Source organism: Terriglobia bacterium, from assembly GCA_020072565.1.
Classification (GTDB): domain Bacteria; phylum Acidobacteriota; class UBA6911; order UBA6911; family UBA6911; genus JAFNAG01.
The window spans coordinates 102,911-126,623 of the sequence record JAIQGI010000010.1 but is presented as its reverse complement, the minus strand read 5'-3'; the positions used below and the strand labels follow the sequence as shown (position 1 = coordinate 126,623).

At 57.9% G+C, this 23,713-nt stretch carries 15 protein-coding genes; 5 read left to right on the top strand and 10 right to left on the bottom strand.

Going from position 1 to position 23,713, the window contains the following annotated elements; translation table 11 throughout:
* The first annotated feature begins 40 nt into the window (after positions 1-40).
* Positions 41-2,719: a protein kinase gene (locus tag LAP85_08370; GenBank protein MBZ5496403.1), complete on the top strand. Its 2,679-nt coding sequence runs from the start codon at positions 41-43 to the stop codon at positions 2,717-2,719.
* A gap of 27 nt (positions 2,720-2,746) precedes the next feature.
* On the opposite strand, the gene LAP85_08365 is transcribed toward LAP85_08370, so the two are convergent.
* The gene (locus tag LAP85_08365) at positions 2,747-3,133 is read right to left on the bottom strand and encodes a DUF488 family protein (GenBank protein ID MBZ5496402.1); all 387 of its coding nucleotides are present in this window, start codon (positions 3,131-3,133) and stop codon (positions 2,747-2,749) included.
* A gap of 915 nt (positions 3,134-4,048) precedes the next feature.
* Here LAP85_08365 and LAP85_08360 point away from each other — a divergent pair.
* Positions 4,049-4,480: a bacteriocin fulvocin C-related protein gene (locus tag LAP85_08360; GenBank protein MBZ5496401.1), complete on the top strand. Its 432-nt coding sequence runs from the start codon at positions 4,049-4,051 to the stop codon at positions 4,478-4,480.
* A gap of 354 nt (positions 4,481-4,834) precedes the next feature.
* Here the strand turns inward: LAP85_08360 and LAP85_08355 are convergent, their stop codons facing one another.
* The 4 genes from LAP85_08355 to LAP85_08340 all read right to left on the bottom strand — a co-directional run bounded on the left by LAP85_08355 (position 4,835) and on the right by LAP85_08340 (position 11,182).
* Positions 4,835-7,198, bottom strand: a complete 2,364-nt coding sequence (locus LAP85_08355; protein ID MBZ5496400.1) for a protein kinase — start codon at positions 7,196-7,198, stop codon at positions 4,835-4,837.
* A gap of 668 nt (positions 7,199-7,866) precedes the next feature.
* Positions 7,867-8,718, bottom strand: coding sequence for a maleylpyruvate isomerase N-terminal domain-containing protein (locus tag LAP85_08350; protein ID MBZ5496399.1), 852 nt, complete (start codon positions 8,716-8,718; stop codon positions 7,867-7,869).
* 18 nt (positions 8,719-8,736) lie between these two features.
* Positions 8,737-9,327 carry a hypothetical protein gene (locus tag LAP85_08345; protein MBZ5496398.1) on the bottom strand — a complete coding sequence of 197 codons (591 nt, stop codon included), beginning with the start codon at positions 9,325-9,327 and terminating at the stop codon, positions 8,737-8,739.
* Positions 9,328-9,484: 157 nt separating this feature from the next.
* Positions 9,485-11,182 carry a TolC family protein gene (locus LAP85_08340; GenBank protein MBZ5496397.1) on the bottom strand — a complete coding sequence of 566 codons (1,698 nt, stop codon included), beginning with the start codon at positions 11,180-11,182 and terminating at the stop codon, positions 9,485-9,487.
* 669 nt (positions 11,183-11,851) lie between these two features.
* Between LAP85_08340 and LAP85_08335 the strand changes: the two genes are divergently transcribed.
* On the top strand, positions 11,852-12,796 hold the full coding sequence (locus tag LAP85_08335; GenBank protein ID MBZ5496396.1) for a ParB/RepB/Spo0J family partition protein: 945 nt from the start codon (positions 11,852-11,854) through the stop codon (positions 12,794-12,796).
* Between the two features lie 73 nt (positions 12,797-12,869).
* A complete protein-coding gene (locus tag LAP85_08330; protein MBZ5496395.1) occupies positions 12,870-13,619 on the top strand; it encodes a hemerythrin domain-containing protein in 750 nt (249 codons plus the stop codon).
* A 264-nt stretch (positions 13,620-13,883) separates the two neighbouring features.
* Here LAP85_08330 and LAP85_08325 read toward each other — a convergent pair whose 3' ends face one another.
* The 3 genes from LAP85_08325 to LAP85_08315 all read right to left on the bottom strand — a co-directional run bounded on the left by LAP85_08325 (position 13,884) and on the right by LAP85_08315 (position 18,223).
* Positions 13,884-16,262 (bottom strand): hypothetical protein, encoded by a 2,379-nt coding sequence (locus tag LAP85_08325; GenBank protein ID MBZ5496394.1) that lies wholly within the window; start codon positions 16,260-16,262, stop codon positions 13,884-13,886.
* A gap of 1,003 nt (positions 16,263-17,265) precedes the next feature.
* Complete coding sequence (locus LAP85_08320; protein MBZ5496393.1) at positions 17,266-17,457, bottom strand: hypothetical protein; 192 nt, start codon at positions 17,455-17,457, stop codon at positions 17,266-17,268.
* A 46-nt stretch (positions 17,458-17,503) separates the two neighbouring features.
* Positions 17,504-18,223: a class I SAM-dependent methyltransferase gene (locus LAP85_08315; protein ID MBZ5496392.1), complete on the bottom strand. Its 720-nt coding sequence runs from the start codon at positions 18,221-18,223 to the stop codon at positions 17,504-17,506.
* A 119-nt stretch (positions 18,224-18,342) separates the two neighbouring features.
* Here LAP85_08315 and LAP85_08310 point away from each other — a divergent pair, with 119 nt between their 5' ends.
* Complete coding sequence (locus LAP85_08310) at positions 18,343-18,903, top strand: hypothetical protein (GenBank protein MBZ5496391.1); 561 nt, start codon at positions 18,343-18,345, stop codon at positions 18,901-18,903.
* Positions 18,904-19,013: 110 nt separating this feature from the next.
* Here LAP85_08310 and LAP85_08305 read toward each other — a convergent pair whose 3' ends face one another.
* Positions 19,014-21,908 (bottom strand): protein kinase, encoded by a 2,895-nt coding sequence (locus LAP85_08305; protein ID MBZ5496390.1) that lies wholly within the window; start codon positions 21,906-21,908, stop codon positions 19,014-19,016.
* Between the two features lie 327 nt (positions 21,909-22,235).
* The gene (locus LAP85_08300) at positions 22,236-23,660 is read right to left on the bottom strand and encodes an efflux RND transporter periplasmic adaptor subunit (protein ID MBZ5496389.1); all 1,425 of its coding nucleotides are present in this window, start codon (positions 23,658-23,660) and stop codon (positions 22,236-22,238) included.
* Between the last annotated feature and the right edge of the window lie 53 nt (positions 23,661-23,713).

Sequence of the window (23,713 nt, the reverse complement as noted above, 5' to 3'; positions counted from 1 at the left end):
TCTGATTGCAGTGCGGGAATTGCCAGTGGAGGGATTCTCCATGGTCGGCAAGATCGTATCGCACTACAGGATCATTGAGAAACTGGGCGGCGGAGGGATGGGTGTCGTCTACAGGGCCGAGGACACCTCCTTGGGCCGCTTTGTTGCCTTGAAGTTTCTCCCCGAAGTGGTATCCGAAGACCGGCATGCCCTGGAGCGATTTCAGCGGGAAGCCAAGGCTGCTTCAGCGCTGAATCATCCGAACATCTGCACGATCTACGAAATCAACCAGCACGAGGGCCAGCACTTCATTGCCATGGAGCTGCTGGAAGGCAAAACGCTCAAGCAGCGGATCGAAGCGAAACCGTTCGATGTGGAGCGCATTCTCGATCTGGCGATCCAGATCAGCGACGGACTCGATGCGGCGCACGCCAAGGGCATCATTCATCGAGACATCAAGCCTGCCAATGTTTTCGTAACCGAACGTGGGACCGCCAAGATTCTCGATTTCGGACTGGCAAAGGTCTCCGCCGAGCCAAGGCACAAGGGATCGGCAGCCCCCACGGCGGCCACTGAGGAGATGCTGACCAGTCCCGGCACCGCCGTCGGGACCGTGGCGTACATGTCGCCGGAACAGGTTCGCGGCGAAGAACTAGATATGCGGACGGACCTGTTCTCGCTGGGTGTTGTTCTGTATGAAATGGCCACAGGGAGACGCCCCTTCGACGGCACCACTTCTGGAATCATCTTCACGGAGATCCTCACCAAGGCGCCGACCGCTCCGGTCAGGATCAATCCCGGCTTGCCGGATGATCTGGAACGAATCATCAACAAGGCCATGGAGAAGGAGCGCAAGTTGCGCTACCAGAGTGCTGGCGACATGCGCGTCGATCTCGAGCGGCTCAAACGCGATTCTGATTCCGGTCGCGCGGCAGCAAGCGCCGAACAGATATCGTCAACACGCGCCAGGATGCCGGCCAAGCCAGGAGGACGCAGGTGGGCCTGGTGGGCTGTTGGGGTTGCGGCGGTTATCGCGCTCACAGCGGTTATGGCCATCTTGTTTTCCGGCCGGACACGGCAGCCAGCGGCCGATGTTCCTCGCCTGGCCAACCCCGTCAAAGTGACTGCCGCAATGGGAGTCGAGGATTACCCGAGCTGGTCCCCGGACGGCCGCACTCTCGCGTATCAATCGGATCAGACCGGCAACTGGGACATCTGGGTAACCCAGGTGGGAAGCAGCCAGGCGGTCAACCGGACCGCCGACAGCACCGCCGATGATATGTTTCCGACTTGGTCGCCGGATGGCCAATGGATCGCGTTCTTTTCATTCAGGGAGGGAGGGGGTTATTTTGTCATGCCGGGGGTTGGAGGGAGAGCGCGCAAGGTCGCCTCCTGGTCGCCGGGCGATCCGTATCCAACTCCGGCACAGTGGTCCCCCGACAGTACACAGCTGGCGTACGCGCTGGGCCAGCGTGTCGGGCCGTGGCTTGAGATCCTGACGCTGGCCAGTGGTGCCTCGAGAAAGTTGCCGCTCCCAGGGAGGCCCCGCAGTAATGCGATTGTGGACATTAGTTGGTCGCCGGATGGCCGCTGGCTCGCATATGGGCGGGGGATAAGCCCCATTGCTGCAACGCGGGAACTCTGGTTGACGCGCACCTCTGACGGGGAGAGCTTCCAACTGACCGACGGCACAAAGAAGGATTGGAACCCGACCTGGTCGCCGGACTCTCGCACGCTGTATTTCGTCGCGGATCGCGGCGGTACACCCGACCTGTGGAGATATACGCTGGGTCGCGCCGGCCTGCCTGAAGGTGAACCACAGCGAGTTACCGCCGGAATCGAGATGATCCATGCCGTGTTTTGCGCGGATGGGAAGAGGCTGGCATACACAAAGGGACGTACCGCCCGCAACGTCTTTCGCGCTCCCATCCTGACTGACCGTCCAGCAACTTGGACGGACACCGCCCAACTTACTTTTGACGAGTCAGAGTTCGAGTCCATCGATGTAGCACGCGATGGGCGGCTCATCGTCAGCTCAGACCGGGCGGGGAACTGGGATCTGTGGACATTGTCCGCAAGTGGAGGAGATCTGCAACAGCTCACCACGGATCGGGCGGTAGACGCAGGTCCGCGGTGGAAGCCCGACGGCAGCGAAGTGGTGTTCTACTCCTCCCGGACAGGGCATCGAGAGGTCTGGATCATGCCAATCGGGGGCGGGCCAGCGCGGCAAGTGACCCACGGCGAATCGGAGAGCCTTTACCCGGCCTGGTCACCCAATGGGCTGGAGATTGTCAAGGAGGGGAATGGTCTCTCTGTTGTGCCGGCCCAAGGGGGCAAGGAGCGGCGCCTGACGAGCAACGCCGGGGACCTCCATGCCGACTGGTCGCCCGATGGCAAATGGGTGGTGTTTGATTCGATTCGCGATGGCACCCGTGGGCTGTGGCGTGTCTCTGCTTCCGGTGGGCAAGCGGAGCGGTTGACGAAAGGAGTGGGATCTCTGCCCCGATGGTCACTCGATGGGAAGCAGATCTACTTCATTGGGGTTGGAGATCGAGCAAACAATGTCTGGACCCTGTCCATGGGCAACCGGCAGGAGCGGCCAGTCACGGCGTTGGCCGGCAGGCGTGGCGTGCTTGGAGCCCTCGGCCTGGCGACGGATGGGCGGTACATCTACTTTACCTGGGAGGAATCGCGCGGCGACATCTGGGCAGCGGGCATTATCCAACCGCCGGGCAGATGATTGTAGCCCGGGATGAACACACATTGCTTACTCAAGCTTGGCTCCATGCTCGGCCAGGAGCATCCGCAGCACCGAGCGATGGCAGTGCGATTCGTTCTCGCAGTAGCATCCGACTGAGAAACTGCTGTGATGGGACAGCGCGGCGAGGAGCGCGAGGGTGTGGCGGGCTTCCGGGGCCGACATTTCGGCCCGGTATTTCTTGGCGAAGGCGGCCCAGTGTGCGGGGGTGGTGGCCGTCTGCCCCAACTTTAGTGTTTCGACGCTTGGCGCCAAGATTGGAAACCAAACGTCATACCAGTTCTGCGAGGCGAACTCAGACTTGGGTACGCCGCGTGGCGGGCGGCGGACTGTTCCGATGCGCAGCCCTTCGCCCTGGCTTCGGGCGCTTCCCAGCCTCACGATACGGATGGCCATTCCAGCGTCCTCCTTTGACACGCCCAACGGCGGCGCATCAGCTGCCGAACTTAGATCATGCGGGTCTCGATAACTGGATATGTCGCCAGTTGGCGTCTGCATATCTCATCGAGATTGGATCATCAAGACGGCAATTTCGTTAATAATCCCCTGGTTATGCGTAATCCAATTCGCGGCTTAGCCAGATACAAAGCGAGCCTCGCCCACTTGACTGGATAGTAAGTGCCGGGTGAGTCCTCCCGCCGCCCCCCATCTTGAGACCGGTAATCACACCTGCCATCCCTGCATCGGCAGGCACCATAGTTTAAGCAATCGCCTTCTCCGACCTTACACCTAAATGGCTCCATTAAACAAAAGAATTACCTCAGCACCTCCAGGCATTTGATCAAATTGCGCCGCTGCCATCAGCGCTCGGAAACAGCCCCAGGAATAAATGTCTGGCTTCGACAGCATGATAAGAAGCGGCCTGAAGCGATGGCATTGATAAAGCCGAAAATTCGGCGCTGTCGTGACGGAGGGATCGAACAGTCGGCGTTCACTTGGCCAAGTAACTGGAAACTACGGCCCTCACTCCCGCGAAGTCCCGTACGGGGAAGCTTCGATATCCAGCGCATTCGCAGACACAGGCGTGTGGTCCCGTTATAGGAGATCTCGCCCCAGCGACGCCTCGCTGCCTTCCTGATCTCCTCGAACACCTTTTCTGGAGCGCATAGTGGTTTCCGTATACCCCACTAAACGACAACTGAATGCCGATCGCTCGCGCAAATATGAGTGAGATCAAGGACAAGCAGCGGTATCATGGAATGCTGGATCACGAGGGAAATTATGATCCCAAGCGGCCAAGATACGCATTTGATATCGGTCCAATTGTATCTTCAGGCAGTCAGCGTTGCGCTGATCTTTTAGGAGGCAAGTATGCGTCATGGTGCAAATTTGTTTTTTCTTTTCATTTTGGTAGCAGGAAATCCGATTCCCAAATGTGCGGCATATATTATTCCACCTGAACAGGCTCAGATGGTTGATTACGACACTTTTGGCAAATTGGATATTCAGGAAAGGCGTAAAGTGTTCAACGAAATCTCCCCTGAAAACAAGGCTGAAATAATGAGAACGCACGTGAGACGATGGCTTGAAACAAATCGGAATCGCCTTTCTTCAGAGCAGATATCGGTTCTTGAAGAGAGCATCAAATCTATTACTGCAGATTCATATCGTCTTCCCAGAAGCAATGAAGTTATGAAGCGGGCAAAAGAGCTTGAGGCGAAAACTGCCGCCGTATTTTCTCAGGAAGATATGGTTCAAGCGTTTACTTTGGATGGAGACTACATACCCTCAAAAAAGAAATGAGAATGTTCCGCGATTGTGATACCGCTGCCCAGAAGTGGGGATTGCCTATTTGTCAGCAACTTTTGCCTCACGGACGAACCCGGCAGCGCGTACATTGACCGGACGACATTATTACTAAACAGATCGGAGACAAGTCGGGGCCGAGAACCGCGAAAATCATAGTTTCCGTGTGGCCGCCTATACGCCCCCGTGGCCTAAAAGGATGAATCTGCGGCTTCGTTCAACGGGACTTCGTGACAATGTGGTAAACTGAAACCGATTTGAATGGAACTTGCGCGAGTGAGGCTCTCGGTTTCCGGCTTGCCTGTCATGTGACCAGTGCTTCAGATCCCCGGCTGCTGTCTCGGGATCATGTTACTTTGACGGGAGGCCAATGCGGCGAAGCAAGGCCTCAAAGCGCGGGTCGCCGCGCAGGCGGTCCCAGTGAGGTCTGCCGACGTAAGCCAACGAGGGATCGTGAGCTGCGTAGGCTTTGTTGAGAAACTCCATCGCACGGTCCTTATCACCGCCGTCGAGATACCGGAAGGCGACGCCCATAGGATCTTTATATTGGCCCTTTTCATACCGTGCCGCATAAACGTCGGCGATGGCCCGCTGCGCGCCTTCGTACCCGCCTTCGCCGAGGCCCCGTTCGAAAGCCGCGCGTCGTTCGGGGTCGCGGGCGACCCTCAGTCTCTGCTCGGCCAGTTGCTCTTTGCGCATCCCCTTGTTGAGGTAGTAACGCTGAAACATATCGATGGCGATCCCCAAATCAGGCTGAAGGGAGAGCGCCTTGCGGGCCGCGGCGAGTGCATCGTCGTAGCGCCGAAGGTAATCCAGGACTATCGCGTACATGCCATGGTACAGCGCATTGGACGGGTCCAGCTTGAGCGCCAGCTGGCTGTGCGGGAGAGCCTCGTCCGCGCGCCCTCGTACCGCCAGGAAGTGGGCATAGAACGCGTGCGCGTTCGCATCGCTGGGGTTGAGCTCCAGGGCGCGCTTCCACTCCGGCTCGGCGCCGGCCCAGTCCCAGTCTGACCACGACCTGACCGAAGCCAGCGCCCTGTGCGCCACCGCGGAATTGCCATCCAGAGCAAGGGCCTTCAGGGCTTCCTCTTTGGCCTTGGGCCCAGCTTCACCCGGCGGTGTCAAATCCGTCTGCTGGCGGACCATCCAGACCGCCGCCAACCCCTGGTGGGCTGGAGCATAGGTGGGGTCTTTGATCAGAGCCAGCTCGAAGTTGCGCTGGGCCGCCTCTATGTCCGCCGACTTCATTGTCTTCAAGAGGGAGGTGCCCTTGAGATAGGCATCGTAGGCCTCGGGACTGACTGTCCGGGTGGAGGCCAGGCGGTCTTTCTCCGCGGTCAGCAGCCTAAGCGACAGCGCCTCGGCCACGCTCCGCGCCAATTCGTTCTGGACCATCTGGATGCCCGGGACCTCGTGCTCGTATGTGTGGGCCCAGATCTGTGTCTGGTCGCCCACATGGATCAGCTCGGCGCTGATGCGGACGCGGTTCGCCTCGCGCCGGGTGCTTCCCTGCAAGACGAAGTCCACCCCCAGCTCGCGGCCGATCTGGTCGATGCGCGTTTCGGTCTTCTTGTAGAGCATCACCGAGTACTGGGCGATGACGCTCAGGCCTGCCGGATGGAGGCCTCCGAGCTGGGTGATCAACTCCTGGGTGAAGCCATCGGAGAAGGACTCCTGCTCCGGATCGCCGGACTGGTTCACGAACGGCAGCACGGCCAGCTTGACCGCGCGCGCCTGGCCTCCGGTGGTCAACCGCGCGCGCAGGCCGCCCACGTCCAAACCCACCAGGACAGCCATGATGGCCACCAGTGCCGCCGCCAGCACCGTCCAGGGATGACGTCCCAACCGGTAGCGCCACGCCTCCCAGGGGGCCACCGTCCCCGCACGGACCGCTTCGAGGGCAGCCCGCAGTTCGCCCGCCTGCTGATAGCGCTTTCCTGGTTCCTTCTCGAGGCAGCGCTCGATCACCGCCGCCAATGCCGCTGGCACGTGGGAGGGGAGCGGCCGCGGCGCCTGGTTTAAGATCGCCGATGGCAGCTCGAACCCGCTCTGGCCCTGGAATGGCCGCTCACCCGCCACTAGCTCATATAACGTTACGCCCAACGCCCATATGTCGCTGCGGGCGTCGGCGGCCTGGCTGCGCAACTGCTCCGGCGACATGTAAGCCAGCGTTCCGACGGTGCTTCCTTCCGAGGTGAGAGCGGTGGCCGTCTCTTCCTGGCTGGCGATCCCATCGGCCGGAATCATTTGCTTCGCCAGGCCGAAGTCCATCACCTTAGCATGGCCTGTCTGCGTCAGCATGATGTTGGCGGGCTTGATGTCCCGGTGGATGATCCCTTTCGTGTGCGCCGCCTCGAGCGCCTCGGCCACCTCGATGGCTATTGGCAGCGCCTCCCCGAGCGGCAGTGGGGCTTGGTCCAGCCTGTCTTTGAGCGACCGGCCGTCGACGTACTCCATGGCGATGAAGTACTGGCCGTCAGATTCGCCGACTTCGTTGATGTGGCAAATGTAGGGATGGTCGAGCGCCGCCGCCGAACGGGCTTCACGAATGAACCGCTTGTGGGCCGCGGGGTCTTGCTGCATCGCTGGGGGAAGGAACTTCAGGGCAACCTTCCGGTGCAGAGATGTGTCCTCCGCTAGGAATACTTCTCCCATACCTCCCTGGCCGATCTTCTCAACAACCTTATAGTGACCGAGGGTCTTGCCGATCATGGAGAATTCCTCCACCGGCCCTTCGTGCGCTGCAATCTGAGGTACCTGAAGATGCCGCCATTATAAACGGGCGTTGTGGTTTAAGGAAGCTGAATCCGGAGTACTTGCGGCGTTATCGGGCTCTCACGTCTTTGCACGCGAACCATAATCAAACGGCAATCTGGGAAGTTGACAAAAAACCAGTCACGCGGACGGCGTACTCGTACATTGGCAAGGAAGGTAAAACTTAGGCGAACGTCGGATCAGGACGTCGGCAAGGATCGAAAATCCACTGGTACGTGAACGCCACTTATCGACCGCTGGTGCTGGAAAAAAAAGTCGATTGTCCGGCAAGCTCATGGAACTTTCGTATTATTGACGAGTCTGATTCGACAAGGTGACATCATGATAAGATCCGCCCCGCAGAAGTTGTCGCCGAAGTCCTATTCCAGTTTCTACAGTGGACCTTTTCAAGGCGGCAACTGCCTGCAAAAAAGGCCCGCCGATAATTCGCTGACATTCAAGAAGCGCCTTTGCGCTATCCCGTCAGCCTTGCTATCGCCCTGGTGATAACGGTGCAGTAAGAGCACGGCAGGATTGCGATTGCCCTCAGCTCTGCCTACCGCAGCCGCGGAAGGACGGACAAGCCGCGTTTCCGATCGAGGTCCACGCCTGGGCCGCAGCGTGATTCAAGCCATAATGGCAACAAACGTGACGAGTGGGTTTACCGCGTCTCGATCGCCAACGAACTCCGTGTGGGCACGGGCTTCGTTACTCCCCATGCTCTTGGTCCACACGCGCCACGCGATCTCGGAAGGAATCGAGATGGAGGTTTCAGCAGCCGAATCGGTGCCGCTCCAGAGCAGCCAAGCCCCGCCAGTGCGGTGCAGCGTCCAGCCCAAGCTGACCGGACCAGTTGTGGCGATGGCCAGGGCTGTTCCCTCGGGCCGGTCGTACGTACGGTACGCGAAGGGCAGGCCACGCGCGAACGTCTCGAGCACGGGAACCATGAGGGCCGGCTCGTAGAGCGGTGGCCGGACGGTGGCATCTCGGAGCTGCTGCTGATGGTGCCACTTTTCAGTGTATTCGCGTGCAATGTGGAACCATCTGCGCGAGAGGCTCTCGCCGGCCCAGACAACGCCGGTTCCGAGATCGTCTGGAACCGCGTTCTCGAAGAGTGCCAGCATTTGAGGATCATACATCGCGATCAGCTCAACCAAAATCTGCGGGCTGATACGCCGCATCCCAGTCATGAACTCGCGATTTTCCTGCTGGATGAATGCGATGAGATCTTCCGTGCCACGGATCAGCGGCGTCGTGGTCCTGTAGCCATCGCGGCCGTTAGTGACGCTGCGGAGGCTGCCGTGCAGCAGGTGGGCGGTAAGATCCTTGACGTTGCGGTCCCGATGAACTGTCGGTTTGCTCCAGTCCTCAGCCGTGAATCCGCGCAGAAGATCCAGCAGGGCTGCGTTCACTGTCCGCAACGCTTCCAGCACGGGTATTCGTGCGGTCTCGTCCAAGCGCGTTCCGGCAGGAAACATCGGTCCTCCTCCATGCACTCAGTCTTGAGCCACCGCTACCATCGGCTCCTCGACGATGACGCACGCGTCGAAGCCTTCCCCCACCCTGAGGGTGACCTCTGCCATCTCGGCGATCGTCAGCATTGGATGGGTGTGCCCACAGTCGAAGTTCGTGACGATCGGATAGGGCCGTCCGGCTCCGACGATCTCCAAGATGAGATCCTCGTAGCTGAACGGAGCGCCCTCCGGATCCAGGAATTCCGGCTTGCCCACGATCAGTCCCGTGATTACGTCGAACACTCCGATGCGTTCGAGTTGCCGTAGTGCTCGCTCTTCCAGGGAGTGACACCACCTCAGCTCTTCGATGAGGAGGATGTTGCCTTCGAGGGCAGGGAAGTACAGAATGAACTCCCGAGCCCGCTGTTGCGGCGAGCCTGAACGATAGCCTTCGCTGCTGCGCCAGCTCGTGACCTCCCCCTCGACGACACGGAACCCGAGTCGCCGGAGCACCTCCAGACCGTAAAGGTACTTCTCGCGAAAGATGACGTTCGCCGGCGTCGAAGGCGTGAAAATGCCAATCGTGTCACCAGGACATAGGGGCGGCGGTCTCAAGAGCTGCATCTGCTTCACGGCTTCCGTATCTTTGCCCAACTTGTAGGCAGGCTAACCAGCGTATCAACCATTACTTGTTTTCGCCGGATACCCGGAGCACTGTTGCCGGCGTGCGCCTGTGTCGGGAGCAGTTTTAGAGATCTCCGGCCTCCTCAGGGCCCTCAGGCGCTGTTGCTCACTCAAAGGCAGCCACGCCCTTGCCTGGACTCTTGGCAATCTCGAAGTCGTTGGCCTCGAGCAGGTTATACATGTTCTGCTGCAAGGTGATAACGGCTTTCTTGTAGGTAATCAGAGCTTGCACTTCCTCGCCTTGCGCTGCTGAGAGATCTGCCTGGCGCTGGAGGAGCAGGAAGTTCTGGCTCATGCCGGCCTCGAAGCGCTGGGTTTCGCCCTTGAGCTCTTCCTCGGCAAGCTTGCGCGAAACCTGGGCGGTTTCCACGCGCTGTCGGCAGGTTTCAAGGTCCTCGACCGCGTTGCGGACCTGCACGATGACGTTTTGCTCGGTCTTGGTCCGATTCATGAGCAATTGCTGCTTCGAGATTTGGGTTTGCGCCAACTGCGCATCAACGGACCTGTTTTTGATCGGTATCTGGATGTTGAAGCCCACGGTCCAAGTAGTGAGGCCTTCCGTGAAGATCGTCTGGTACGCGGTGGGAAGGCCACCAACGAACTGCACCGGGATCGTCGGCACACCTGATGAGGAATAGGACTGAGGTCCCGCCGTGCCGTTGGCCCCGAAACTGCCAACTAAGTCAAACTGCCATTTCTTCATGTTCTTTTGGATCTGATACGTGATGTCGTTCTGCTGCAACTGAAGATCGTATTGCTCCAGTTCAGGCCGATTTTTCAGGGCTGTCTCGATGGCCTCATCGAGTTCAACAGTATACGCGTTGAAATCCGGTGAATCGGCGGGGACGATGGTCTGGTGCCAGATGTCGGCATTGCGGTCATTGGAGATCATGTTTCTCAAGGAGTTTTCAGTGCTTTGAATGGTCGCCTTGGCCTGGATCAGGTTGATTTCCCGCGTGGCCTGAGTCGCCAGCGCTTCGGTGACCGTGATGGATGCCAGGGTGCCAATCTCGACTTTCGCCTTGTTTTGTGCCACGGTAATTTTAGCTAACTCCATCGACTCGCGCAGGATGTTGTAATTACGGATCGCATAAACCAGGTCCCAGTAAAGGTTTTGAATCGATGCGATCGTGGTTGTGACACTCTGCTTGAATTTGCTGTCGTTGGTCTTCAGGTCAAGATTGGCGAGCTTGATGGTGCCCCGCGTCTGGTCGGTGCGGAAATTTCGCCGCAGCGGCTGCGTGAATTGCACCGAGGCACTCGATTGGAATTGGGGGGTGAACAGCGTCGCCAGCTGGTTGGTGTCGCTCCGGCTGGAATTGAAAGTTGCTGTTATGCCGCCCCCGGTCGGGAGATTCTTTACCATCGAGAAATTCCAGAGGGCATTATCTCTCTGATTGAAGCCAGTTGCCGATCGGTTGGTAATGTTCGTGTTTGCCGACTTACTCCTTCCATCCTGGAGAGTCAGGGTAATGGTGGGATCGTAAAACCCGTAGTTTTGGATCACCTTCTGCTGGTACATGGCCTCGTTGGTGTCTGAAATCGCGATATCCAGATTGTTTTGAAGTGCCAGCTTTGTCAGTTCCTTCAGCGAGATGTGCAGCGCGGTCCCGTCCTTTTCCGCACGCTCGATGGGGCTCATCAGCGAGGCTGGAACCTGGGTTGGCTCGACTTGCTTCTGATCCTGCGCAAATGCTCCCCATGACGGTCCCCATGAAAGCATCGTCGAGAAAGAAAGGGTCAGCAAAACACCAATCCACTTTAGAAACCTGCCCCACCGGAGAGGGGTGTGAAAGATCTTCATAAATGCTCCTTGCGTAAGCTTCGACCTCCGAGGCGTGTGGCCACCGCCTTACCCACAAGTTGGATGCCGACAAAGACATCCTTCTGGACGACTTCCGTCGCCGTCACCAGCGCAGCACCGCCGTCCTCCCCCTTCTTTGCAGGGGCGGGAGCCACTTTGCCCGCACCGCCCTGCCAGACCAACCGGCACGAGAGCGGACAAAATGTCGCAAACGGTGTTCAGCAGGAGTCTGTTGCATCGGCTCCGTTCTCCCACTGAGCCCTTCTAATATGTACGCGAACGTGGTCCCTGTTGTGTTGCTCTTTTACTGCCTTATGAAAAGCTCAGCCCTGACCTGAATTATTCATGAAGCAGAACCGCACGCTCGTGAAAAGCAACAAAATTGGACGCGGATACTTTCGTGTGATCTGCGGATGTCCTTCAGCTTCGATCCCGTATGGCCCGCACGATCGCCGGGGAAATCAAGGCTGCGACGTCGGCAAGGGCCCTGGCCGAGCTCTCCCGCGATCTCTGCTTCAGCGCTTGCGCCGGATCTTCCGTTAGGGAGTATCATGTAATAATTGAATTGAACGGCGGCGCGGGGAACATCGGTATCGACCGATCAATCCCCATGAACCCAAAATGGCCGGTGACGACATGTCATCGAATTAACCAAATTACCGGATTGAGATGGCCGCAACCAAGAAAACACGAAGAAAAAAAACCGCTCCTCTGAGCATTGGCTTGACCGCACCTCAAACCCGGACGGTATCCGACGCCGGACTGGAAGAAATCCGGCACACCGTCGAAGCCGACGGAGGTGCAGTTCTGGGAGCATACTCGGAACCATTCGGGGGGAAGCCCGTGCTCCTGGCTGCCCTCCCCATCAACAAGATTGAACCGACGCCCTATCAGCGCGACGCGTCGGAGACACACATCAAGCGATTGATGGACGTCATCGAAAAGATCGGGCGATTCCTCGATCCGGTCATTGCGATCCCGCAGCGTGGCGGCGGTTACTGGACACCCAACGGGAATCATCGGCTTCAAGCCCTCCGCAAGCTTGGTGCGCGCTCCATCACTGCGCTCCTGGTTCCTGAAATGGAGGTGGCATTCAAGATCCTCGCCCTCAACACGGAGAAGGCGCACAACCTGAAGGAGAAGTCACTTGAGACGATTCGAATGGCCCGGGCTCTTGCCGGCAAGTCGGTTAGAGAATCCGATTACGCGTTCGAGTTCGAGGAACCCGCTTTCCTGACGCTCGGGCCTTGTTACGAGAAACGCCCGCGATTCAGCGGCAGCGCATACCTGCCGGTTCTGAAACGCATCGAGGAGTTTTCCGACAAGCCACTCGGGCATGCGATCCGAAAGCGGGAGGAGAGGGCGGCTGCGCTCCTGGCTCTCGACGATCAGGTTACGGCAATTGTGAAAAAACTGCAGGCCCGGGGCTTCACGAGCCCTTACCTGAAGGTGTTTGTAATCGCACGAATTAACCCGATCCGCTTCTCCAAGGCCCAGTCGTTCGATTTCGATGAAGTGCTGTCGAAAATGGAGGCTGCCGCCGGACGCTTGAACATCGACAAGGTCAGGGAAGAAGACATCGCGCGCAGCGGCGGCCCCGCAGGGGTCGATTGATCTTATTGGGAACAGCGGTAAATTTGCAGTTGCGTTTCGATGCCTGTCACCACATGAAATGGGAGGTGGCGTGATGTGGACAAACGATAGCCGTCGGGAGTTCCTCAGAGTGTCAACCGGGATCGGAGCCGGTCTGATCCTGATTGGTTGTGGAAGCGGCACCAGAACGGAATCCGGTGGTGAGACGAATCCGCCCAAGGCGGCTGGGGCAGAAAAAGGTGGCGAGGTTACTGCCACCGAAGATTTAATGCGGGAACACGGCGTGTTGCGCCGGGCGCTGCTCGTGTATACGGCCGTGGCGCCGAGATTACGAAGGAATCTCTCCGGAGTCCCGCCGGAAGCTCTTCAAAAGACGGCCAGGCTGTTTCGCGCCTTTGGCGAGGAATACCACGAGAGGATGCTCGAAGAGGCTTACATTTTTCCCGCGGTAAAAAAAGCGGGCGGACCGGCGGCGGCGTACACCGACATTTTGATTGCTCAACATCAGCGCGGGCGCGAGATCACGGATTACATCATTGCGGTCACCCAGGGAGCGAAACTGGACAAGGGCAAGGCGGACGTGTGCGCGCAGGCACTCGATTCCTTCGTGCTGATGTACCGCAATCACGCAGCGCGCGAGGACACGATTGTCTTTCCGGCATGGAAGCAGACGCTCACGGCGCAGCAGTTGGATGAATTCGGCGACAAATTCGAAGAGATCGAGCATCGGCAGTTCGGCGCGGACGGCTTTGAGGATGCTGTCAGGCAGATCAGTGATATCGAAGGCAGCCTTGGTCTGTCCGATCTCTCACAGTTCACGGCTCCGCCCCCGCCGAAACTGTGACGGCTTCCTGGCTGTTTCTTCTTTTTGACCACTACCCTGCGATTCTTGGCGCGCGCTATCTGGAGCTTCTGAAGCGCCATTGTGACATTCGTTTACCCAAGGGGTGATCCGCAGTCAGGCATCATGGTGTGCTTGATGCCGGATACGACAAGATGTCAACTCGATTCAATCCCTTGAAGCAAGCTCCAGCCCACTGGGCGGCTATCGTCAAAGAGATGGGCGCGTGTTCTCGGCCGAAAGAGAGTTCCTGCTACTACCCGTGTCTCATTTTTCCTTCAACACATTCACCGGGTAGAGGATGGTGGCATCCTGGTTCAGGCGCAGCATGAGCAGATTGACCGCGCGGGAAGCCGTGAATTTAAGCATGCGACCACCGTATTCCGGATAAAAATTTTCCACCAGAGAGATATACTTGGCGTAAGGGTTCAGATCCTCTGCAAGAGTGACTGTCTGTGTTTCCACTCCTTCCGGAGTCAGAAGCGAGGCCGTGATCTTTACGGATTCTGAATTTGGATTGATGATCGCAACGCCGTCCACGATCTTGCTCCATTCTTCAGGATAAACAAGGTACTCAGTTCCCGATTCCCTGTTTTCATTTACCTGTGCGGAGGGGCCTTCACCGGTTTCCACCTTGTAGGTCGCGGTCACTCTACTACTGTCCGGCCCGCAGATACTGAAATGGCTGACAGCCAGGTCGGGAAACAATTCAGCCGCTGAGAACTCCTGCAAGCCCTTCCCCTGGACCACTACCGTCTGATTGAGGAGCGCATTGCCGTTCTCGTCATACGGTCGGATCTCCACGACTGCAGGATCAGCGGCTAGATTATTAATCAGGAATCGGGTAGTGAACCCGGAGCCCACGGGAGTGACATGCGTGATCCAGCGGGTCTGGTCGCAATTGCCGTATCCGGTGTTCTGGTAGTTGATCCATGACAATGCCGCGGACGCCACTGTATCCCGCCCTTCAGCAACGTCGTGGGGTGCCAGCCAGACCGGAAAGTCCACCTTTAACTCTTCATGGGTCAGATACTGCCCTTTACGAGAGACCAGATAAGCATCGCTCGGGGCATTGCGCATGTACCAGCCCGCGAGAGTCGATACTGTGACTGGAGAATTAAAGGCGGCAGCAGTGGAGCGACCAAATAACTTGGCTCTCGGATGGAATGCCATCCGCAGCGCATTCTGGTCTCCGGAGCTGACGGCGCCAGGCCCCACGAGCACGGCGATTGGCTTGTCAAATGTGTTGTCCGGATTTCCGATAATGTCGTATCTAGGTTCGGTAGCCCAATTTTCGGCCATGGCATAATGATCAGTGCTGTTGGCCCGCTGCGCCCAACCAATGGTGCTGATGCGATCCTTAAACAAAAGCGGCAGCGTTGGATCGATCAGGAACATGTTCCCCCCGTAATTCGTCCGAAAATCAATGATCAAACCTTCAGTCCCGGGATTGTTAACAATCGTCTGCACTGCCGCGTATAAATCATTGGCAACGGTATTTCCGGACCAACCCATGACATAGATATAGCCGACATTAGTATTTTGGATGTATCCCCAGCTCACATATTTTCCAATGCTGACATCGTTTGCCGTCAGCATGGGAACTCCCGGGACGGGCAGCTGCTCCGTGGCAAAGACGTTCATGGTTTGGCCTGCCAGCATACTGGTCGGCAGATGCACGATTTCACCGGTATCCTTTTTCCGGATATCGATGGTATCGAACAGGTGCCAGTTATCTCCGGCACTCATCAGCAATGAATGTTCAAAGGCGGAAGGGCTGCTCCCCCACCAGGACCCGGTCACCGGCAACTCCGCTGCCAGCAACGCTGGATAGAGATCACCCCAGCGGATGCCGTCATAGCCAAGAACGATGTCTCCAGGTTTCAGCCCCAACGATTGGTTACTGGCCGTGTTATAGACCAGCAATGATTTGTCACTGAGAGGAGTCAGCCCGGCGCCGAAGTGTGAGTCACTTCCCCAGCCGCCAATGTAGAATAGGGGCGTGCCGGGAGGCAGCTGTGTCTGATAATTTACCAGCAGATCGGAGACCCTGGTATGGGATTCCTGAAGGCTGATAGAGAGCTGATTCATGATGGCAGCGAAACGGCCTCGGCTGACTCCGGCAGCGATCTCCGGGCGGTATCTGTCTCGCAGAGCATGCCAATCCACTGAGAGATGGTGAAAGCAGGCAAACTTTTCATCGATGGTCTGCCAGAACTGATCAAAAATCTGGAGTTTTTGATCCGTGGGCAGACCCGGACCCCATGTCTGGTCAATAAGGGTACTCCATTCGTTGCTTGAGGAAAACCTGATGGCGTTCATTAACTGAAGCTTCTGATCCACGTCCAGGCTGCGACTCCTTGCCTGATCGCCAATCGCTCGCAAGGCGCTGGTTCTGAAATAGAAACCAATGCCCGTCTGAGCCAGAGGCGGACGATAGGTCCGGGGGATGAATTGCCATGCGGCGAAATCATTGAGATCCGCTGGATTCTGGGCCAAAGCCGGGACGGCGGGAAGGAAGATCCACAGCAACAGCGCCCACAGCACCCAGCGGCAGCCCGATGCCGGTGCGCGTTGGTCAGAAGAGCTGTTGCTGCCAGGAGATTCATTACTGCGTTTGGATGCAATCCTCTTGAAGGCAGGCATCTCACATTCCTCCGATTCATTATCCGAAATGGGTGGCGTTCTCTGTTCGCACTGCTTCCGCTACGTTTGTCACAAACATGCCGTGTCTTGCTCCCACCATGTCATTGACTGCGGCATCGGGCATCACCGAGCATGGTGGACCGTCGGGCGCCCGGTCGGCCGCCATCTGCCCGGCCCTGGTTCCGGTGGCGATGTAGTCCAGTGTCGTGATGATTCTCCCGGATCTGGTCGGCTGGCGAACGTTTCGGCAACGGCATGTATGATCTTCCGACCAGCGTCCCTGATCTGTTTCTCAGAAAGGGAATTCTGGTTCAATCGTTTGGCCGGGGTCTTGCCCTCACTCGGCTGCTGGATCAGGAATCGCCACCCCACATTCGCCTCCAGCCCAGGAATCGGCGGACAGGAAAGACAAAAGCTGTGGTCGTGACGAAGAATGATCAGCCGCCGGACCAAAATGACAGAAATTCTAACGTCAATGGTTTTAGATGCCGGGAGGCCGTCCGAGGGTCACATTTCCATCGCAGAATAATGATGAAAAATCAAAACCGCAGAGCGATTAACTGGTTCACTTCGCAAGCGGGCCGACAACAGTCAGGCAATGAGGTCAGCAGGGAATTCAGGGACAGCCGCCAAAACCTCGAAATTCCATCACCGAGGCGGCAGCTTGGCGAAGCACTCTCAATGATGCAGCGAATTGCTCGAACCATCATCTCCGGTCGGCCGTACCGTCATGAGTTCCCGCGCCCCAATTTCGAGGTTATGGCGGCTGTCCCCTAGCCCGGATTGTTCATGAATGTGCAACCAAAATGCAGTTTTAAACGCGGAAAAACGCTGACCGGCGCCGCCCGTTCGGTTTCGGTCGGCGCGCCGTTCTGCTTCATTTGAACTCAGCAGGGTCCCTTACGGGTGAGCGAAGGCGACCGATTGGCAAATGCGGTCAAAGACGCGAAGGCGGTCCGGCAGGGGAGGGCGACTGGCCACGTACTGATTTGAATGGCGCGCTTCAGTCGAGGGCATCAAAGAGCCGGCCGGCGGCCTCCCAGGCAAGAAAATCGGCATCCGTTCCCAGCGTTGTGGAAACCCGGGGCGGCGGCAGACGCTCGGGTGGATGCCAGAGCTTGAGGTGGCGCAGGATTCTTTCGATGACGAGGGCAAGCTGGCGACGCTCCCATGTCTTACCGCTTAAGTCACACAACCCGAGTCGATGGGTAAACGCAGAATGGATAAGCGTCCCCGGGTTCCTACCTTTTTTTAAAGATGCAGGTCATTGAACTACCCTGATCTCTACTTACCAGGCAGCAATAGCTGAGGCTATCGTTCAAATACTGTTTTTCGCCATCGGTCATATACCTGCTTTCGATCCTTCCGGTGCGATTGAAATGGTCAATCATCGTCAATGTCGTATTTCCCTGGGCCGGTTCTGCTCCGTAGCCGTCGAGAAGAGAGGTATGCACATCCTCGATGATGTAGTATCCGCCCGGCCGGACATATGGGAACAGGAATGCAAAACTAACCTGTTGCTGCTGCATCGCGTGGCCGCCGTCATCGAGGATGAGATCGAAGTCCGACCCGTTCACATGTATGAATGCCGCCAGCTGTTTCCTGTCGGATTGATCGGCGATGAAGGTCTTGATTCTGCCTGAATTGAGATGGGATGCATCAAGGATATCGAGTCCATAAATGACGGCCTGCGGGAAATAATCTGCGAACATCTTCAACGATGCGCCTTCCCCAATTCCGATCTCGGCAATCTTTCGGGCCGACCGCTTCATGGGGAGAAAAAAGCGCTCGTAGGTTTCGGTGTAATGATGCAAAAGAGATCCCTTGTCCGTCTTGTACTTGTCTGCCAGCTGCGTCAGCTCATCGGACAGCTGTTGCCTGCTTGCGCACCCGCCAACTGACAAAACGCAGAGAACCACCCCAAGAATCCACGCAAGACTTGTGCTCGCTTTCGCATTCACGTGCCATTCTCCCTTCGATTGCCGATGGTTTACAACCTTATAGACCAGTTCGCAGCGCACTGTAAAGACAAGCTGCGGGAATTTTTGGGACTGGCTACTCGACTCCCAAATTCCTGCTGTTGCCGGTAAATCCCTTTTCAGCTTACGCGCAGGAATTCCCGAAGTATGAGTTCTTCGGCGGCGGTACTTTCGCCCGCCTGGGAGGGGCCAATTGGTTTGGCTATGATATATCCGGCGCTAAAAACCTGAATCGCTTCCTCGGCATCGCCGTGGATGTCGGCCGGTTCGATTGGTCGGATACGCAAAAGGGAAGCGGGTTAACCTGGAATCAGAAGAGGCACATCTATACCTTTTGGGCTGGTCCCCGCGTGACGAGCAGGGATGCGGGAAAACTGGCGCCCTTCCTTCACCTGATGCTGGGGGTCGCGCGCAATCATTACTCTTACCGCGAGACCCTGGGTACTCTGGTATTCGCCGACGCCATGACGGATACCCGGTCTGCAATGATGTTTGGAGGTGGGATCGATGTCAGGCTGAAGGGCCCGCTGGCCGTGCGCGCCATCCAGGCTGACTACACGGGATTACGCATGCCGGGAAGCACTTTCGCGCCGGCTCTATGGGAGAAGGGCCTGCGCCTCTCTTTCGGGCTCAACCTTCGACTCGGCAGCGCGCCACAGTAGCCCCAAAGCGCCCCGGGCTGTACTCCCGGTTCCGGATTTGTGGGTTCCCCATGACTCAACCAGCATGCAAGGAGTGATGCAGGCGTTGCAGGCCTTGAGCGGCACCGGCATCACTGCTCGCGGCTCAGGAGCCAGATCTCCGAAGAAACATCAATGCTGTTGGTGGTCACAAGCCACTTCCCATCCCGAGAAACATCGAATGGCTTATTGGTCCCGATCAGTTTCAGCGGAACAAGGACGCGCGTGTCGCCTCCCTCGGCCGGAACAAAACGGATCTGTTGGTTGCCATCAGGGCCCACTGCCACGAATCCGATCGATTTGCCGTCGGGTAGCCACACCGGCCAGCCGCCGCTCCGGGTGACACGGCGCTGGCCTGTTCCGTCCGGAGCAATTACGAATATACCACCAGAATACCCGCGGTCTGGACTGAACGCGATCAGTTGGCCGTCAGGGGACCATCGGGGCACGGCTGAAGGCGAATTCGTCACGCGCCGCGCCGGGCCTCCGGAAAGCGCTGTCACAAAGACGTGTGCAGTTCTTTGCTCTGTGCGGGTGAATGCCATCCATTGCCCGTCGGGCGACAAGTCCGCATAGGCATCGTCTTCCTGCAGTGTCGGAGTCAGGGCAACGGACGGGCCGCCGTTGCGCGGGACTTTCCAGATCCGATCGGGTCCCGGACTCCAGGTGTTGTAGGTCAGAGCGCTCCCATCGGCCGTGTAACGGGGATAGATTTCAGGCAGCGATCCTGAAGTAATCTGGCGAGGCGTGCCTCCTGACACAGGCATGGACCAGATGTGCCACGAACCGTCCGACTCGGAGCGAGTGAAGGCGATTTCCAGGCCATCGGGGGAAAATGAAGGAGCCCACAGTATCTCCGAGTATGTCAACAACTCCCTGGGCTCGTTCTCTTTCAATGCGCATACTAAAATGGCAGAGCGCGTCCGTGAATTGAGGAACGCGATGGTACCATCGCGCGCCAGGGTCGGAGAGCGGTCCTGCCCCGCTCCCGTCGTGAGCTGAACCGGCGAACTCCCGTCGAGATTCACCTGCCAGAGATTCGTCGCACCGCCGCGATTGGATTCGTGAACTATGGCTTTACCGTCGTATGTAAAGACCGGTTCGTCGCTGATCACTCCCGCGGGGTCTTGGCATATTCGTCGGGGGGGCCCGCCGCCGGCAGGCACAAGCCAGATTTCTCCATAGACTCCGCCGAGGCTGCGGACTACCGCCAGCTGTGTCTCGTCGGGGGACCAGGCAGGCGATTTCAGGAATGGGTAGTCTCCGTCCCCTCGCATTATGATGTGGATATCCGATCCATCGCGCGCCGCCGTGGCAAGGGCCGTGGGTTCGCCGGGTGCCATCAGGATAAAAGCCAACCTTTTGCCGCTTGGGGACCATGCGGGTTGCCTCGCATTGGGAATGAGGACGCGCGGTGCACCCCCGAGAGTGGGAATCACGGAAATCTCGGATTCCTCGCTCCCCTTGGGCAGGCAAGTGAACGCGACAAGTTCTCCGTCGGGGGAAAATGACGGTTCTGATTTCTGCGCGCCGTCGTCCGTGAGACGCACTCGCGCCCCGCCCGCGACCCTGCTTACATACAAATCCACGCGGCCATTTTCTTCCGCGGCAAAAGCCAGCATCTTTCCGTCAGGAGAAATTGCTGGGTCACGAGTTGGAGCCAGGGAGGAATAGAACAACGTAAGTCTTCCCCCGCGCCCAGTGGTCCTACGATCCGGCAGCCATCGTGTGAAAAATGAGATCATGACCACCGCAACCAGAATGATGACAGTGCCTGCTGCAAAATAGCGCAGTCTCTTCTGCACCTTATTTACCGGGTTTACCTGCGTACGGCGGAAAGAGATGTCGCCGGCAGCGGTTGCGCCCGAGCGTCTCTCTATGCTTAAGAGGTCCTGGTAAAGCTCAGCAGCGCTCTGATAGCGCTTTCGCTGATCCTTCTCGAGGGCCTTGTAAATAACCTTCGCCAGCTCAGGCTGAATTTGAGGATTCAGTGTTTCTAATGCCGCCGGATCCCAGTTCAGTATGGCATCGAAAGTGACTGCCGGAGTGTTTCCTGCAAACGGATGTTTGCCGGAAGCGAGCTGGTAGAGCACCGCGCCGGCGGAGAACAGGTCGGTACGCTGATCCACGTTGAGCCCGCGAGCCTGTTCGGGCGACATGTATGCGACGGTGCCGACGGCCATCCCCGGACTGGTGAGCGTTCCTTCCGGTGCTCCGGCCGTGGGGGTGGCCGATCCGAAAGCTGCAGCGGGATCGCAAGGTGAGGCGAGCTTGACCAGCCCGAAGTCGAGCAGTTTTATCTGACCGCGTCGCGTTACATAAATATTGGCGGGCTTGATGTCACGGTGAATTATTCCCTTGGCGTGGGCTGCTTCGAGCGCGTCGGCAATCTGCATGCCGATCTTGATCACCTGCTCTTGCGGCATAGGACCGGCAAACTCCGGACCTGCCAGCGTTCCGCCCTCGAGCAGTTCCATAACGATAAACGGGCGTCCTTCATGCTCGCCAATGTCGTAGACGGTGCAGATATTCGGGTGGTTCAGGGCCGATGCCGCCTTCGCTTCGCGCTTGAATCGCCCAAGGACTTCGTCATTGGCGGGCAGCGCTTTGGACAGGATCTTCAGTGCCACCGGGCGTTCAAGGCGCGTGTCCCGCGCCAGGTAGACCGCACCCATGCCGCCGGCACCCAGTTCCTCGACGACAAGGTAATGTCCGATGGTTTGGCCGATCATTGCCTTAATCTCTCGAATGACGAATCCCGAACTCCCGCTCCACGTGATCAGCGCACAATTCTGCCTGCGATTTGCGGCCAGCGAACAAGTGACTCCAATGATCCATTGATACGGATTTCGAGTGTTCCTGCATCCTAGCCGCTCGAAAGCCGCCAGCGAAACTATCGTTTCGACGGCGTTCAGGGGATAGACAACATCCGGGCGGCCGGAAATCCGACCGCGATCGCGACAATCCCGAGTGCTCGTGTGGTACATGCTCTCATGGTTCCTCCTTTACGGGCAACTACTTCCTTGGATCGAGGCCATTTCGGTGCGGTGAGACTGATTTATCGCGCCAGTTGTTTGGAGCCATTCTATAACATCAGTGAGGAGTACGAATGAGCAGGGGGCGCCAGGCTTTATGCATCCATGCCTCTGTTACAGGAGAGTCTGCGCCCTCGAACTCGGTCTCGGTGCGCGTGAAATAGGCGCTGATTCGCTGCCACGGCGTCCCATTACCAGCTCTGTGAAGAAGCATCGCCACGAATGACACGGATTCAAATCCAAAGAATTCGTGCCGTTTGTGCTTTTCGTGGCTGCTATTTATTTCCTGATGTATTTCTCGGGATTCTTATCGAATTTCTGTTTGCAGTCGTCGGAACAGAAGTAGTAGGTGCGGCCGCCATGGGCACTGGTTTTGCCGGCGGCCGTCGCCTTGTGCTCGCGGACATTCATCCCGCACACCGGATCTGTGGCCGGTTCGCCGTAGATGCCTGCCGCGGCAGCCTTCATGCGGCTTTCGGAGTCGATCAGGAAGGTTCCCGAGACCGCGACGCGCTCGCCCGGCTTGAGCCCGCTGACAATTTCGACATTGTCGCCAAGGCGCCAACCGGTCTCGACGCGACGTGGTTCGAATACGCCATTTCCGCGGGCCACGAACACCGTCTTATGAAGGCCGGTATCGAGAAGCGCATCCCCCGGAACGGTAATCGCTTCGGGCAGGCGGACTGGAACCTCGATGTCGACGAACATATCGGGCCGAAGCGCATAACCTGGATTATCGGTCTCGAGACGAATCTTATTGGTGCGTGAAGCCGGATCAAATTGCGGCAGGACATCGCTGACGCTGGCACGGAAGCTCAGCCCCTGATCAGGAAGATTTACTCTTACGGTCGACCCGTGCTTGAAAGATTGCGCCTCGCATCCGAAGACGTCCGCGACGATCCATACGTGACTCAGATCGGCGATCCTGTAAAGCTCCGTTCCCTTCTCGAAGCGCTGCCCGAGAGTGATGTTCCTGGCAATGATGAAGCCCGCCGCGGTTGCCCTGATTTCGATGATGCTGGAGCCTTCCCTGGTGTGCCTGATCTCATCCAGCTGGCAGTCGCTCATACCCAGGTTACGGAGGGCGTTCCGGTACCCCTCGATAGTAGCATCGGTCAGATCGAGCTGCTCTTTGGTCTCCTTGGCACTGGCCTGAAACCGGTCGAGCGAGCTCAAACCATAAAGATAGGCCTTCATCGCCGAGAAAGACTCCGGCGCATAAATGTTGGCCAGCACCTGGTCCTTCTTGACCAGGCTGCCGGTAGTGACGGGAAGGGTCTCCCGCACCCACCCGTCCACGGCCGCATTGATGCGGTAGATGCGGGTTTCGTCGGGTACGACCCGCCCCAGGACTCTGATGCTTTGGCTCCCGGCTGCCATCTTGACGGTGGCCAGCTTTACGCCGATCAGCTGTTGCCTTTCCGGGCTAACCTGGATGGTCCCCGGCGGCGAGATGCTTTCCTCGGTTCCCTCCCTCGAGCCGGCATCGTCCGCATAGACCGGCTCGAGCTGCATGCCGCAGTCGGGAGCGATCCCCGGTTTGTCGGACTTGTATGCAGGATGCATGGGGTCGTGATAGTACAGGATCCGGCGGCCGGCCGCTGCTGGATTGGCACCGGCGGAGTGCTTTGAATACCATGTACCGGCAAGGAATGAGCCGGCTATTACCAGGAATAAAAAAATTGCATATCGAGGTTTCCACATATCCGATTTCCCTCGCGCCTGTCTCCGCGCCGCAGGCTCCTTGAAGTGCGGCG